Genomic DNA, 15,003 nt, shown 5'->3' with positions numbered 1-15,003 from the left:
CATTTGCCCAATAGTTCAGCTATCAACTGATGAAACTATTTGGCACACTAGGCTTTCATCGGGCCGTTGTTTGACGCATATGACATATGACCATCACAATCAATAGTAAGCTTCCTCAGGTAGGGACCACCATCTTTACCGTTATTGGTGAGCTGGCCAATAAACACCATGCGATAAATTTGGGGCAGGGTTTTCCTGATTTCAGTGCACCTCAAGGGCTACTGGACCGGGTGGATTTCCATATCCAACAGGGCCATAACCAGTATGCCCCTATGGCCGGTGTTACAAGTCTTCGGGAGGCGATTGCCACGAAGATTCGGCAACGATATGACCGGCATGTGTCGTTTGATCTGGAAGTAACGGTTACCCCTGGTGCTACTGAGGCAATCTATTGCGCCATCACAGCCTGCATCTCGCCGGGCGATGAAGTGATTGTGTTTGATCCCGCCTATGACAGTTATGAGCCGGCCATTGAACTGAGTGGTGGACGAGCCATTCATCTGCCGCTGTTGCCACCTGAGTTCAAGATAGACTGGCAGCGGGTGAAGGATGCGATTAATCCTAAAACACGGATGATTATTCTTAATTCCCCGCACAATCCAACCGGGGCCACATTATCGGCGGAAGATCTGGCAACGCTTGCAGCGTTGGTTAGTGATACCGATATACTGCTGCTCTCAGATGAAGTGTATGAGCATCTGGTGTTTGATGGCGAAACACACCAGAGCCTGTTGCTGCATGATGAATTGGCGGCCCGGGCCTTCGTCATCTTCTCGTTCGGCAAGACCTATCATGTAACGGGTTGGAAGACGGGCTACTGTATTGCTCCCGCGACACTGACGGCTGAATTCCGAAAAGTTCATCAATACGTCACCTTTGTAGCTGTCACGCCCATTCAATTGGCCCTGGCCGATTTTATGCGGGATTGTCCCGAGCACTATCAACAGCTACCTGCTTTTTATCAAAACAAGCGTGATCTGTTCTGTGAACAGATGGTCGGTTCCCGGTTTCAATTCACCCCAGCGGCCGGTACTTTTTTTCAATTAATGGACTACAGTGAAATCAGTAGTCTGGATGATCGTGCAATGGCCGAGTGGTTGACGCGTGAAAAAGGTGTAGCGGCCATACCCGTTTCGGTGTTCTATAAGGAGCCACCCGAAACAAAGTATGTGCGTTTCTGTTTTGCCAAAGAGGATGAAACCCTCATCAAAGCGGCGGAGTTGTTGTGCAGGATCTAATTACAACCTTTATTCAAGATCAGATTGAGTGGCATGATCCCGAAGCGAATCGCCAACGCTTTGAAGGATTGATCTCCAGCGCACCACAGAGCGATCTGATCCTGTTGCCTGAGATGTTTAACACGGGCTTTTCACTGGACTCTTCCAGGCAAGCTGAAAGCATGACCGGCGAAAGTGTTCAATGGCTGACCCGCATGGCACGTCAGAGTGGGGCAGTGATCGCCGGATCATTGATCATTGAGGCCGATGACCGTTTTTATAATCGCCTTATCTGGATGCGACCAGATGGCAGCTTCGCCTATTACGACAAGCGTCACCTGTTCCGTATGGCGGATGAACACCATCACTACACCGCAGGTGCTGAACGGTTGGTGGTGAATCTCAAAGGCTGGCGAATCTGTCCATTGATCTGTTATGACCTGCGCTTTCCTGTCTGGAGCCGGAATAACAGCCACTATGACCTGCTGCTTTACGTTGCCAACTGGCCGGAACGCAGACGATTACACTGGCAGAGTCTGCTTAAGGCGCGAGCTATAGAAAACATCTGCTATGTCGTGGGTGTTAATCGGGTCGGTGTCGATGGCAATGAGATTGCCTACAGTGGTGATAGTGTGGTGATCTCTCCACAAGGGGAAGAACTGTTAAGTGCAGGAAGTGAAGCCGGCCTGTTTACCCAGTCGCTGAATTATGCAGCACTCACAGAATACCGTCAGTCTTTTCCTGCGCATCTGGATGCGGATCATTTCTCGTTGAATTGAACGATGCTGAAAACTCCACGCTACTTTGCTTTGTCGCACTAAGTCATTAATTGGATCTGGAATTGCTGTTGTCGCTTGGCCGATTGGGGTCAAGTGCAAGTAGGAATATACCACTTGACTGGTGTGGAAAATGGCGCCTATTCTCTCTGCGTTTGACCACTTTTATATCCCATTATTTTTACTGAGGGAAACTGCATGCGCTTCTATCGAATTGCTCTACGCGGTCTTATTCTGTGGCTAGGCTTTTTTGCAAGTGTGGCCTTCGCAGCTCCGAATGACGTGGGTATTATTCTCATGCATGGCAAGTGGGACGAGAGGCCTTTTCATACCAACAGCCTCGCAAGTGCCCTAGAAAAAGCAGGCTATCGGGTGGTTCAGCCAACCATGACTTGGGGTGGTGCCAGAAAGTATGATGTTGATTATCAGAAAACTCTGATGGAAATTGATGCTGAAGCAGAAAAATTACGTGCTGCAGGAGCAAAGTATATTCTTGTCGGCGGTATGAGTTTTGGCGCTAATGGTGCCTTCGCCTATGCGGGTGCAGGCCATAAGGTTGACGGTGTCATCGCTATTGCGCCCGGACATATACCTGATGCTAAGGGGTGGATCAAAAAGTTCGGTAAGGCCTATCAAAAGGCCAGAAAAATGGTTGATGCTGGAAAGGGCGAGGACAAGGCAAGTTTTGAGGATCCAAACAGCGGTGGTCGCTCACAATCTATTTCCATGCGCGCTAAAGTTTACGCTTCATTTTTTGATCCCAAGGGGTTGGCAAGTATGGAGAAGAGCGCATCCAGTTTTCCGCAGCCTCTGCCCGTGCTTGTTGTCATAGGTAAAAAGGATCCCGGAATTCGTTACGCTAATAATTTACTTTTGCCAGCTATTCTTACCCATCCCAAGAATTCAGTTGTGGAGGTTAATGCGGGTCATCTGGACGCAATCAGTGAAGGTCTGCAGGCGACAGTGCAGTGGGTAAATGATTTGGGTTACTAAGTGAAACCGAAAAGCTATCCCAAACTTCAGATTAAATAACTGAAGACATAGAAAGGGTCAGAGAGAATACCCGCGTCTTTTTCTCTCTGATCCTGTTGGGATTATAGTGAGCCCATGATAATTTTATCTACTGCTATGAGTTGTTATTTTCTATCTTTATTTACGTTGCGTCGGGCTACATTTTGTTAGCCAGATCAGGCTAATGCTCCCAGGATTTTTGGCATCCTAATCGTCTTCACGCGGTTTTTTATGGGCAATGCCCTTGTGACAATCGATACAGGTTTTGCCATCTAGCAACCCTTGTTCCATTTTCTCTTGGGCGCGGCGTGATTGCTTGTGAAAGTCCATCCGGGACTGATTGTGACATGCCCGGCACTCTCTTGAGTCCGTCTTATCCATGTAGTCCCAGACATGTTCCGCCAGCTCCAGCCGCTTCTCCTCGAACAGTTCCGGCGTGGCTATGCTGCCAGTGACAAACTTCTGGTACAACTCGTTGGTCGCCTGGATCTTGCGAACGATCTTTGGACCCCACGCGCGCGGCACATGGCAATCCGGACAACCGGCCGTCACACCGGAGGGGGTCTTGTAGTGGGGCGATTTCAGATACTCCTGATAGACCGTCTGTTCCATTTCGTGACACGAGATACAGAATTCTGTGGTGTTGGTGTATTCAAAGGCAGCAAGTGACCCCAGTAGTAGAGCACCACCCAGCGCCATGCCGACCAGAAAAATGACTACAATGCTTCTTTTCATACAATGGGCCTGTTATTTGATGGCCAAAAAAACCCCCGGGTCGACCGGGGGCTTTTGTACTCAACGCTCTTTTGGCAGCGTGGTGATATGCGCCAGAATATCTGCCGTGATCTGGTGATCCAGGGCGCGCAGTGACGGCATGGATTCTGCTGGCTGGCCATTCAGGATCTTGTGCATCACTTCCCAGGGATTGCCCATTAGCGATCCGAGCGGCGGCATCTCTTTGGGCTGCAGACCATCCTTTCCATGGCACTTGGCACAAATGGTATTGAAGTAGGCCTCACCTTTCGCCTGATCGCCCTTCGGAGCTTTGCTGGCCCGGTCGATGTACCGGTCCATGTCCACCTGCCCCTGACTGACAAACAGCGCCAGGTCATTCAGATCGCCGGCGCTGAGCTTGTCGCCATAACCATGGGTCGGTGCGCTCAGAAGTGCAATGATCTCATTAACATCCTTGCCCTTGGCGCCATTGATGCCGATCACACCGGAGTGATGCTTGCCCTTGCTATAGGCACCGTCTTTACCCTGGTAATCCCAGCCATGGCACTCCTTGCAGCGCCAATTGTTTTTTGCATCTTTTGCATATTTTTTATCTGTCGGATAAAGAGTATGGGGTGTTGCCGGGGCATCAACATCTATTACCTTATACCATTTGTCATAGAGTACCCCACCTCTGGCAATAGCCGATTCCAGTTCTTCGGCCTGCAACGAAACTGCAAGTGTCATGAGCATGAGCCCTGCCAAAATCGAACCCCATGCCCTGTGAGCGGTAACATATATTTTCATCTTTATCCCCTTTACTCTGTGCAGTGAAGTAATGCCGATGCCGTCTGTTCAGACGCCGGGCACCATTAGCTCTGGAGCCAAAAAGCTTACTGAGGGTAAGCTTTATTTCTTAAGGATAGCTTAAGAATGATAAGTCCGGTTGGCTTTGGGTATTATCGACCCAGGAAAATAAATGGGTGCTCAGGATTAAAAGGGGTAAAGTCAGGCATTTTCTCGATTGATCAGAGTGATTTGGGCGTCTGTATTTTGTCTGTGCTGCGGCTGGTATAATGTGCCGTTACTGCCTTGATTGGACATTGCAATGAATGATGAGATTGATTATACGAACAACCCCCTGCACGGTGTGAGTTTAAAAAAATTGTTAACTGAAATGGTTGATCATTACGGTTTCGATATTCTCTATGCCTATTTAAATGTCAACTGCTTCAAAACCAACCCCAGTATCGAATCCAGTATGAAGTTTCTTAAAAAAACAGAGTGGGCGCGTGAAAAAGTTGAAGCCTTCTATTTGTACAAATTTAAAAACTTACCGAGAGCGAGCGCCGAACAGTTTGAGTTATCTCCCAGGGATCGGATTGTACCCGAAGGTCAAACACCGGGTGAGCCTGCGGAATTGAGTCTGGAAGAAGCCGAAATGTTACGTGAGAAACGTGCTAAGCAATCGGCTGAGCGGGGGCAAGGGGCAGGAGATCGCACGGGATCGGGTAATCATTACCGCATCAAACGAAGCGATGGACATTCTAATCATCGCGCTGGGGATGGTTCTCGGAAGGAGGGGCGTGAATCTTCCAATTCATCAGGTTCTTCTGTTAGCAGTGATATTGATCCTTGGGCGAAGTGGAGAAAGTAATCCTGGTTTGTAAAATCGCACTAGAAAATGCCTGTGTCAGAAACAGGAAGAATAACGATTAGTCATCGGATTCGGTTATTATAGAGTTGTTATCACACTTGGCTTACTGAATTTTGCACTATGCTACCTTTTCTTGCCTTGGATTATATAAAGCATGATTGAACACTACTCAGGCAATATTGACTGGGACAAGGTCTATAAAGCTTTTCATGCTCCTCAGAGAGAGTTGAAGCTATTGGCACTATAAAAATGAAACTACATATTCTATTAATTTGTGCCTTCTTCTCCTGTTCCTTGCTTGCCAAAGAGATGCCCAGCTTGGAGTTTTCTGTCGCGGTATCGGATCAGGATATTAATGTCATTCACTATCCTGCGTCAGGGAAGCATCTGGCCATCTGGTTTATACCGGGTCTGGGAAAACCGGACCGCATATACGATACCGCATTGCAGCTTTCCCGACTGGGTGTTGAAGTCTGGATGGTGGATCTGGCCGAGAGTTTCTTTCTGCCTAAAGGACCTTCGGCTATGCGCGCAATCGATGGGAAGTATGTGGCGACCCTGATCGATACTGCTCATAAAAGAACCGGAAAGATGGTCAGTCTAATGGGGAGCAGCTATTCGGCTATTCCCGTATTACGTGGCATACGTGAGTGGCAGGCAAAACAACAGTCGGAAGGTTTGAGCGACAATTATCTCGCAGGCGCTGTGCTTTTCTCTCCCGAACTTTATGCGACAATCCCTGCCCTGGGGCTGGAGCCTGTGTTTGAATCCATTGTGGACGCTACTAATGTGCCGATAGTGTTATACCAAGCCGGTAAACGCGGTAATCGTTGGCAACTGGATAAACTGATCGCGCGCCTTGAAAAGGGAGGTGCCAATGTTTATATGAAAATTATGCCTGGTGTTACTGCGCTCTATTACGACGAAGACAAGACTCCGGCCACACTGGATACACTAAAGCAAATTCCTTCACAAATTGTCAGTAGTCTGAATTTACTGGAAAAGACAACGACGCCTCGAGTGGCGCTTCCACTATCTGAAATACCATCGGTGTCCGGCAGTGGTCTCGATTCTCAGTTAAAACCGTTCAAGGGAGAGCCCACGCCACCGACAATCAATCTGACCAATTCTGCTGGTCACCCGCTGTCAATCCAGGATTATCGTAACAAAGTCACGGTGATCAATTTCTGGGCAAGTTGGTGTCGACCCTGTGTTGAAGAGATCCCCTCACTGAACAATTTGCGCAAGCAGATGGAAAATGAGTCTTTCGAGTTGATATCAATCAACTACGCAGAAGAGGTAGCGCAGATACAGGCTTTCCTACAGCAGGTCAAAGTGGATTTTCCGGTGCTGTTGGATCCGGATGGCAAAGAATCAGCGAAATGGCATGTGCTGGTATTCCCGTCTACTTTCGTGATTGGCCCGGATGGACAAATTGCCTATGGATTGAATGGTGCTATTCACTGGGATGCCCCCGATGTGGTCGAGCAGTTGAGGACGTTACTGCCTCCCAGTAAAGAGGCGAGGCTTGTTGATTAGATAGCCCTGCACGCGGTTATTTTACGGCTGATGCTCTATAATAACGATGTATGAAAACAACGATCAACAGGTCAACCATCCTGATATCATTGATCCTTATTATTATTGTTGTTTTTACAGGATTAAATATGAGGGCTAAGGTTGCCGGACTTACTGATGGGATATTGTCTCAATGTCCAGACAAGGCTAATTGTGTCTGCAGTGAACACATGAACGATAGCCGTCATTATGTAGAACCCATTAGCTTCACTCAAAATTCACCGGCTTATACCCTTTCACTTTTACACGAAGTCATTCAAGAGCTGGGCGGTACTGTTCAGGCTACGAGTGAAAATTATCTTGCAGCTACCTTCACTTCAGCAATATTCAGGTTTGTGGATGATTTAGAGGTCAGGCTGGATTTGGCCGATAATGTTATTCATATTCGTTCGGCATCCAGAGTGGGGTATAGCGATTTGGGTGTAAACAAGAAGAGGGTAGAGTCGCTTAGGGCGCTATTTAATACCAAATTGGTTGGTCAGTAATATAGGCATGTTCCTGATCAGTAGTTAGTAAATTAAGTGTCCTAATATCAGCTAAATTGTTTTCCAATATGTCCTCGAGAAAGTATTTTATTTCTATTTCAACGTATACACTACAGGCACGTTATTTTGAAATATAAAATCCTTTGGCTGTTGTTTTTTTATCTGTTTATTGGAAGTGCACTGTCAGACCCTACACTTCATCAGTTTGCAATGTTCATCGCTCCAGCTATGGATGCGAAACACTGTGTGTTAGTAGAGCGTTATTCAGACTCTCACGATACTACCAAGTATCATGGAAAGTTAGAGGGTTCTGGATGCGGCGTGTCAATAGCCAAAAATACTTATGAGGATAGATTCAGTTTTTGCTTTTTAAGTGGTATTAATTCATACAGGATTACAAGTGGCGCTTCGTCAGAATGCTTTATCCAGCAACGGGATAGTGACTATCTGTTTTATGCTTTCCTGTCTGGTAGTCTGAATAATGAAAGTCAATTGATGTGCTATTTCAGTTGTATAGGAAAATAATAATCGCAGATAGGCCCCTCATGGCTATCTGAACAGGAAACTGTTTTATGTGGAAAATCACACTGGGCTTTAATGTTTGCATGATGTTTGTATTCTGGCTGCTCTCCTATGTTGTAATTACGCCTGCGTATAATTACTTGGTGCAGTACAATGATGTTAAGTTGGATATCCCCATATTTACCCAGTGGGGCATGGATTTCCTTCCTTATTTGATCGTGTTACCACTTCTCTGGTTGATAGCAACGCTTGTTTTTGGCTTCAGGTTAATGCGGAAAACAGATAGTGCGATAAATCAACTCGTCAGTTTACATACATCGGCAACTCTCCTGATTGGGCTGCTATTTACCACGTTGTATGTATTGGCGACGATTCTACCGATACTCAAGTTTTCCGCAGTGATTGATTAGCATTTTGTTTCAGCAGTCCCATAGAACCTACTAGTACTAATCGGTTAGAGCAGAAGGCTGGCTGTATAATAGTTCTTTTTTTGGTGCTGCTATGTAAGAATAGAGAAGCACATAAAGCTTCATTGAGTAATTGAATACGTGGAGAGTTTTCATGGAATGCAGGCACTGCGGATTTGCTAATGATGTTGGCGACAAGTTTTGTGGTAAGTGTGGCGAACTTCTTGTCGAAGCAACCATCAACCCTGTATCAGAACAAGGCTTGGATGAAAAGACCTCTACTGGTTATCGAATTAAATTAGCGATAATTGTGTTAGTGCTTACGGTTTTAGCTGATTCTGTCATAACAATTACTCCCATAAATGGCATTCCTCTGTTTATGTGGGAAGATGCTGATCTTTGGTATATCCTGATGTCAATAGCGATATTGATCATTGCTCTTCCCAGTGGAATCTCTTTGCGTTATATCGCTGTAACAAATAGCTCGAAGGGTTTTCTCGATTTCCTTCTTATTCTGATAGCCGCTTTTGTGGGCTTCATGCTGGTTGAATATGGGGTGCTTAAATATTATATGCTGGAGCTTGATTCAATTGCTTTATTAGTCGTTGATTTTGGTATTGCAGCATTGATTATCGGCTTGATTGCATGGGGTGTTTCACGGGTATCTTTTCGTTAGAAACTCGAATTACTCACTAGACTGGCCGCAGTTTGTGCAAAAGGCGTTTCCCGGTTTTATTTTACTCCCGCATTGGGAGCAGAAATTCCCCCTGATATTTTTTGAATGTTCCACTGCGGCTCCGCAGCTTGGGCAGAATTGATGTTTTGCGTCCAATGGCTCACCGCATGACTGACATTCTGGAATAGAGTCAGTTTCAGTCGTTGGGTTACTTTGTTTGTCAACTCTTAACTTTTCGACTATCGATTCCCGAAGTTTAAAGAGCGTCTCATCCTGAAAGGCTTTCTCAGGAAGAAAGTCGAGTATTTCAAAGGCCTTTTCATATTGCCTGAGCACGATAAAGGCTTTTGCCGCCAATGAACGTATTAAAGGATCAAACGCCTGTGGTGCATCCCATAATAACTGTTCGTATTCAATTGCGGCAGCATCGGTATAGCCATTTAGCTGCAATGCCAATGCCTGATGTACCCGCAAGCCACGATGCTGTGGCGATATCCGCATTCCAGCATTGAGATTGCCGAGTGCGGCAAGGGTGTCGTTGTTTGATACATTATTAGTGGCACAAAGCATGGCCAGTTTTGCTGCATTACCCGCATATTTTTCTTTAAGCTCTGGATGTGAAAATAGAAACTGATCCAGCTCGTCTAATATGGCATCCAGTGATACCTTGTCGGTTTCAAAAATTGGACCGGCTCTGTCTGCCCTAACAGGGAAGGGGAGTGCATCGAAGTCGTACTCGTTGAGAATTGCTTCGGGCAGTTGATAGAATTGGTATGTTTCTTCAGTCATTGTGATGCCTACCAGGGACGGTGCTCTCGTTTGCCAAGCCAGTCTGAAACATTGGGTAAAGGTTCACCGCCTGCATATCGAGGATCGGCTAAATCAGGCAGGGGATTACTTTCCGTGAATCTGATCCCTCGCCGCAAGTTTCCATCAGGACCCATTTGAAGGACCGTTTCGCCATTGCCTTTCCAGTGATTACCTGCCAGCTTTTCATGTAAGGGCTGATATTTGTCCAGCGCTTTTTGGTAGTCAGGTGTTCCAGGTGTCTTGCCGCTGGTCACATCAGCCACGAGATTACTCTCGACACCGTGTTGTCCAGGGGCCTTACTTTTTTCCCAGTAATCCGGAATAAGGTCCGGCGCTTTGCCCTGGTGTATGGCGCCTTCTGCAATCTCCTGATTGATCTTTTCAGTGTTGCCTGTCCAGGCTGCTTTTAGCCGGTCATATCTTTCACCCGGTGGTATCAATTCACCCGTAGTACCATCAGCAAAATAGACGCCGTCAATATCACCCGCATAAGGCTTTAACTCAGTTGTACCATCGGCCTTTTTCAAGACAGCATGAAGCTTGCCATCTTTCTCGGCCATAGTGCCTTCTTTGATGGCTTTTTGGATGTCATCCCAATTGTCGCTGTACTCCTTGAGACGTGTTTGATGTCGTTCAGAGACGGCCGCTTTAAGATGATCAGGGACGTTGGTTAAATCAAGTGGCTCTTTAGGTTTAAAATAACCGACCAGCCCTTTGTCATCAGTTTTCATTCCAAGATAGGTATCAAGTTCTGAGACGGTTTTAGATTTGATGGTGATCGGTTTGGGTACAGCATTGCCATCACGAATATGACGCATTGAATCGACATTTGTACTACGGGCACCAACAATAACATTTTCCTGCTTGGCGAATTTTGCCATATCATCAATTTGAGCACCGGTATAGCCAGTTCCAATCGCTAGGTTACGATCCACCAGCGCACCAGAGGGTAGTTCACGTACATATCCCTCAGGATCTGTTACCCTATTCGGAATGCCATTACCTCTGGCAGCAGCACCTTCTGGTGTATTAACCGGGCCTTTTCTTTGATTAGCGAGACGTTCACGCATTTCATCAATAGTTTCACGACCCGCTGTCCCCGTTTCTGATGCCTTGGCGCCGTTGGCTAGATCCTGGGTCGCCTCTGCACTTTTTGCGGTATCGCCAGTGCTGTCGACTAATCGTCCGCTTTTTGTACTATCACCCACGCCATCAACCGCTTTTCCCGCATCGCCTGCGCTATCAATTAGATGACCACTTTTAGCGGTATCAGCAATAGTATCTGCAGTTGCGGCGCTTTTAACAGTGTCGCCCAGTGCATCGGCCGCTTTTAGCGTGTCTCCTGCGCTATCAAGCATTTTCCCGCCACGCATAAGATCGCCGGCCGTATCGGCAGTGCGCATAAAATCACCGAGTTTGGCAGCGCCTTTCATCGCTTTAGAGCCTACGCCCACAACAATACCGCCGGTATCGACTACACCCCAGAGTGCGCGTCCCATTCGTTCAGTTACGGGTACGTCGGGATCAATGGCTTTTTGCCAGTTATCAGTGCCGAGTACAATTTTGATGACAGATGTGGCTGCTCCCGCTGGATCATTCCACGTCTCCTTTGCAAGGTGTCCGGCAACTTTTGCAGCGGCTGATCCTCCTTCTGCAAGATTTTCTGCAACTTTTTGTGAGCGCTCTCTATTACCGGTTGCTGCGCCATAAATATCCTTGATCGTCTCAACAGCCGCTTCACCCGCGACGCGCCAGTTTTCTGGATCGCTTAATATTTCCTCAAGCTTACCGCCAGCTTCTGCCATGGTATCTGCGATGGCGCCAGGGCTTTTTGTAATAAGCTCAATGATGTCCTTTGCAGAGCCTTTAACGAAACCCTCTACCATGTTGATTCCCCAGCCGATACCGCTGTTATCAATGCCGGGTGTTACAAACAGATCTCCCTCTGGAGTTGGGATTTCGCTGTCAGGTAGTGGGTCTGCGTCACCTTCACGTTGAATGCTTTCTCGGGTTTTGCGACGTGTCTCCTGCTCGGCTAACTCGCGTTCTTTTTCTGCGGCATGTCGCTTTTGGGTATCTTCGCGCCATTGGTCAAGCATCGCTTCGGTTTCGCTGTCATGCTGCTGAATCTCATCCTGCCGTTGTTTATCAAAAGCAGCCTTCTCCTTGTGTAATTCACCAACATAGCGCTCGGCCTCTTCACGACTCATCCAACGACCCGCTTCACCTGCTCTGGCTGCCCAGTATCGACCGTCTCTCTCTTCAAGGGGCTGCTTATCATACGGATCATAAAGTGGTGGATATTGGTGGGTGTCTGGCATGACGGGGTCTGATCGAACAAATTCTTCGGCGACGGTGTTGATGGTCGATTCAGTGGTGGTTTGAACGGCATTAGCGATAGCAATGGCGATAGATTGCGCGATATTAATGGCAATGCCTGCTGCAACCAGAATTGAGATAACGGCCGCGGTGATTAGCGCGATCTCCTCTTCGCTTGGACTTAATACACTGGGCGGCTTGTTAACCCCGGTACTATTCTGTGGATTATAATCGGTACCAATGTCAATTCTGCTCTTGTTTTTACTCTCGGTGTGACTGGCTGGAGGAGGGAGTGTGCTAATAGATTCAGCTTTAGGGATTTGCGGTAAAACCCTTTGGGCGATTTGTACTGCCAAATCACGATAAAAAGACGCTTTATTGTATTGGGTAGGTTTTCCACCGTAATATTTTCCGTCGACCGTTATGCTGATTAACCTGGAATTCTTTATGCACATGACACGTGCAGTGCCGATATAGTAAAGATGAAACATCCTTAGCGCCGGTTTCATCTCTTCCATATATTTACATTGTGCACTGCTTCCGATGGAGATTTTTTTGTACGCTTTTAAGTGTGCCCAGGTGTCAAGATTTGTAGATTGTGGCGGCTCAATTGTTTTTGAGATCCTACCTAATGCATTCACCGTATAATGGATATCTTTACCTTTCAGTCCACTGGCTAAAACGGTAGCACCGGAGGCATCTTTTTTATCCGGCTTTCCTTTATGGCCATAAGAGATTTTAAATACACAATCATTATCTCGGGGCCCTTCCATCGTTGTAATCATTTCATTGGGTTGACTGAAGTACTGTAGACCGGTAGTACTTAAAACGGCCTTTGCGTCGCTTTGCAGTGCACTTTTGGTTAATCCACACACTTGCTCTTGTGCAATGGGTGCTTCAACTGGGATAAAAAGCAGGCATACAACTGCGACTAATGAAATGGCTGCTCTTTCCAGTTTGAACCGGCGCCAGATGAGTAGGCTGACGATGATGAGCACGGCGGTTGAAAATGCGCCAGTCATTAGACCAGCACGAATAATCAGTACATCTGCAGACAGATATCCTAAAAGCTGTGTAACGCCATAGCTGAGCACCCATACCACTAAAAAACCTAGGTTGCGTTTTGCGATAATCCCGCCATCTTTGGCGCGTGAGAGGGTATGCTTACTGGCACGCCACCAACCAAACAGCATGCCCAATAAGATAGCAATAGAGAGTGATTGAAAGACAGCTATGTCATCGTCCGCGAACAACCAAAGCTGCAGAAGATAGCACGTGAGTGCCGCTGCAGGGGGAGTGAAGCAGGTTAGAAAGGTGAGCCGCCAGGGTTTTTTGTAGGTTCGAGCCATGAGCCAGAAAGAGCCAATAAACATCCAGATCATTCCAGAAACCGGATAACCAGTCAGCAGTAATCCAATACCAGGCCCGATGGCAATTGTGCTGAGTAAGATGCTTTTGCTCAATCCACGAATGACCGCCTTAGCAATGGATGGGGTTACGGGCTGATGTGGTTTATTCTGATGCGCGATTTCAGTTGGCCCTGCTTGGGCGGCATGCTGTTGGTTTGGAGTTACAGGGATCGAATTATTGCTGGATTGTTTGATGGTTGCACCGCATTGGGTACAAAAGTCAAGATTAGCTCGCGTTGGATTACCACATTTTGGACAGAAAGCCATTTCTTATAACTCCCCCGCGCTCGTATGTTTTTATTCTTTATGGTAATTGCTTCGATATCAATGATATGCATCAATAGGATTTAGTATTAATGAATCGCTTAATCGCATGAAATACGTTTGGAGTGTTTATCCACCTTAACTGTATGTCGGTAGAAATATGCTGTTATCTGTAGCGTGTTATCACACTATGAAGGTCGGGTTTAGTGGCGATATTTACCAGAATCTGATCCGATCAATATCGCCTGCTAAACCACCAATTGGATAAGCGAACTATTTAAAAATGGACTTTAGTTTGTCACCCACCTCACCCGTCTTTCCTTCAAGTCCTTCTGGAGCTTTGATCTGACTCTGGACGTCTTTCAGTTTATCGCCCACTTGAGATTGTAGTTTTGTCTTCAACTCATCAACGGAGATATTGCCCACATTGGTGGCGGCTGAAGTGACCTTTTCAATGACGAGTTTGACGACATCTGAGGAAGAAGTACCGCCACTCTTTTTACCTATATCTTTCAATTCAATATTGGGTAGCGAGGTGCTAATGGGTTGGTCTGAGAGTGGAGTGGTTACAGAGACTTCGCCATCAACGATACTTAATAGATCGATGATCAGTTTTTTCTCTTTTCCTTTCTCACTCTTTTCCTCACTTGAGGTACTACTACCGGCAAATTGTTGCACATTATTAACCAGTTGTTTCAGGTTTGATCCCGCATCACCACCGGGCTCATAGTTGAGTTTTGGCGATTCGATTAGAATGGATTTGATACGGATAACATCGGAGGTCAGCGAGTCGGTATCAAGCACCATCTTTATGGCGCCTAATTCAAAGGCATTGTCACTTTTGTAGCCCTTGGGATTGCCAACAACCAAACCGTTCAGCTCACCTTCACCCGTTATTGCGATATTCGCACTGTTTAGCGAAACCTTGCTCTGCGTGACTTTGGGGCCAAAGCTCTCCACCGCATCGACAATGAGTGAACCTAGGTTGGAGGACAAGAATATGTACAGGCCCACAATAACAACGATGAGGGTAGTGGTCAGACCGATAGCTAACCGTTTAAAAGAGTTCATTTTTCTCACCTTTACGGATTCTTATTGGTCTAACAAGATTGCATCCTTTGACTCAATATTTCAATGGGAAATTTACCCCCACTATAA

Annotated in this window: 13 protein-coding genes; 8 read left to right on the top strand and 5 right to left on the bottom strand. The window is 46.7% G+C overall.

The genetic code is table 11. The features are described from left to right. Positions 1 to 86 precede the first annotated feature (86 nt). From FHP88_RS02825 to FHP88_RS02815, 3 genes are all read left to right on the top strand, one after another. Complete coding sequence (locus FHP88_RS02825) at positions 87 to 1,238, top strand: pyridoxal phosphate-dependent aminotransferase (protein ID WP_144357476.1); 1,152 nt, start codon at positions 87 to 89, stop codon at positions 1,236 to 1,238. Then, positions 1,226 to 1,996 (top strand): amidohydrolase, encoded by a 771-nt coding sequence (locus tag FHP88_RS02820; protein WP_144357475.1) that lies wholly within the window; start codon positions 1,226 to 1,228, stop codon positions 1,994 to 1,996. The genes FHP88_RS02825 and FHP88_RS02820 overlap by 13 nt, the downstream gene beginning before the upstream one ends. 195 nt (positions 1,997 to 2,191) lie before the next feature. Then, positions 2,192 to 2,986, top strand: coding sequence for an alpha/beta hydrolase (locus tag FHP88_RS02815; protein ID WP_144357474.1), 795 nt, complete (start codon positions 2,192 to 2,194; stop codon positions 2,984 to 2,986). A gap of 225 nt (positions 2,987 to 3,211) precedes the next feature. Here FHP88_RS02815 and FHP88_RS02810 read toward each other — a convergent pair whose 3' ends face one another. Continuing rightward, positions 3,212 to 3,739 (bottom strand): NapC/NirT family cytochrome c, encoded by a 528-nt coding sequence (locus FHP88_RS02810; protein WP_144357473.1) that lies wholly within the window; start codon positions 3,737 to 3,739, stop codon positions 3,212 to 3,214. A 60-nt stretch (positions 3,740 to 3,799) separates the two neighbouring features. Further along, complete coding sequence (locus FHP88_RS02805) at positions 3,800 to 4,525, bottom strand: c-type cytochrome (RefSeq protein ID WP_144357472.1); 726 nt, start codon at positions 4,523 to 4,525, stop codon at positions 3,800 to 3,802. Between the two features lie 301 nt (positions 4,526 to 4,826). Here FHP88_RS02805 and FHP88_RS02800 point away from each other — a divergent pair, with 301 nt between their 5' ends. From FHP88_RS02800 to FHP88_RS02780, 5 genes are all read left to right on the top strand, one after another. Then, positions 4,827 to 5,375 carry a VF530 family DNA-binding protein gene (locus FHP88_RS02800; RefSeq protein ID WP_144357471.1) on the top strand — a complete coding sequence of 183 codons (549 nt, stop codon included), beginning with the start codon at positions 4,827 to 4,829 and terminating at the stop codon, positions 5,373 to 5,375. A 249-nt stretch (positions 5,376 to 5,624) separates the two neighbouring features. Then, entirely contained in the window at positions 5,625 to 6,914 is a 1,290-nt protein-coding gene (locus tag FHP88_RS02795; RefSeq protein ID WP_144357470.1) for a TlpA family protein disulfide reductase, read from the top strand. 50 nt (positions 6,915 to 6,964) lie between these two features. Then, positions 6,965 to 7,438 carry a DUF1499 domain-containing protein gene (locus tag FHP88_RS02790; RefSeq protein ID WP_260843143.1) on the top strand — a complete coding sequence of 158 codons (474 nt, stop codon included), beginning with the start codon at positions 6,965 to 6,967 and terminating at the stop codon, positions 7,436 to 7,438. Positions 7,439 to 8,010: 572 nt separating this feature from the next. After that, a complete protein-coding gene (locus tag FHP88_RS02785) occupies positions 8,011 to 8,370 on the top strand; it encodes a hypothetical protein (protein ID WP_144357469.1) in 360 nt (119 codons plus the stop codon). Positions 8,371 to 8,521: 151 nt separating this feature from the next. After that, the gene (locus tag FHP88_RS02780; RefSeq protein WP_144357468.1) at positions 8,522 to 9,043 is read left to right on the top strand and encodes a zinc ribbon domain-containing protein; all 522 of its coding nucleotides are present in this window, start codon (positions 8,522 to 8,524) and stop codon (positions 9,041 to 9,043) included. 9 nt (positions 9,044 to 9,052) lie between these two features. On the opposite strand, the gene FHP88_RS02775 is transcribed toward FHP88_RS02780, so the two are convergent. The 3 genes from FHP88_RS02775 to FHP88_RS02765 all read right to left on the bottom strand — a co-directional run bounded on the left by FHP88_RS02775 (position 9,053) and on the right by FHP88_RS02765 (position 14,916). Continuing rightward, positions 9,053 to 9,832 (bottom strand): zinc ribbon domain-containing protein, encoded by a 780-nt coding sequence (locus FHP88_RS02775; RefSeq protein ID WP_144357467.1) that lies wholly within the window; start codon positions 9,830 to 9,832, stop codon positions 9,053 to 9,055. Between the two features lie 8 nt (positions 9,833 to 9,840). Then, positions 9,841 to 13,848 carry a hypothetical protein gene (locus FHP88_RS02770; RefSeq protein ID WP_144357466.1) on the bottom strand — a complete coding sequence of 1,336 codons (4,008 nt, stop codon included), beginning with the start codon at positions 13,846 to 13,848 and terminating at the stop codon, positions 9,841 to 9,843. Between the two features lie 270 nt (positions 13,849 to 14,118). Further along, complete coding sequence (locus FHP88_RS02765) at positions 14,119 to 14,916, bottom strand: hypothetical protein (RefSeq protein ID WP_144357465.1); 798 nt, start codon at positions 14,914 to 14,916, stop codon at positions 14,119 to 14,121. Positions 14,917 to 15,003 lie beyond the last annotated feature (87 nt).

Source organism: Sedimenticola selenatireducens (assembly GCF_007625115.1).
GTDB classification, from domain to species: Bacteria; Pseudomonadota; Gammaproteobacteria; order Chromatiales; family Chromatiaceae; genus Sedimenticola; species Sedimenticola selenatireducens_A.
This window is presented reverse-complemented; position numbering and strand designations above follow the sequence as displayed.